This is a genomic window from Peribacillus frigoritolerans (genome assembly GCF_030676415.1).
In the GTDB taxonomy this organism is placed as follows: Bacteria; Bacillota; Bacilli; order Bacillales; family DSM-1321; genus Peribacillus; species Peribacillus frigoritolerans_A.
The window spans coordinates 1-264 of record NZ_JAUUTW010000135.1; the positions used below are offsets into that span (position 1 = coordinate 1).

Genomic DNA, 264 nt, shown 5'->3' on the forward strand with positions numbered 1-264 from the left:
ATCTTCTTTAAATTAATGGCAGCGAAAGTAAGCATCGCCTGCATCGACAATTTTTTAAGTCCCCTTAAAGTAGTCCAACGCATACCATGCTTTTCTTTTGCATCTGCGAATACACGCTCAATCGTTTTACGCATGGGACGAATACCGAAGGTATATTGAATGAAAGTCAGTTTAACTAAAATAACTGGATCAATACTTGGGCGTCCTACCTCTGAATACATATCTTTCACCAAGTCATAAATGAAAGTGAAGTCAATGGCAGCC

Annotated in this window: 1 protein-coding gene; it reads right to left on the reverse strand. The window is 39.0% G+C overall.

Annotated elements, in window-relative coordinates; genetic code table 11:
* A partial coding sequence (locus tag Q8G36_RS28775; RefSeq protein WP_305163169.1) for a transposase occupies positions 1–264 on the reverse strand: 264 nt, incomplete at both ends.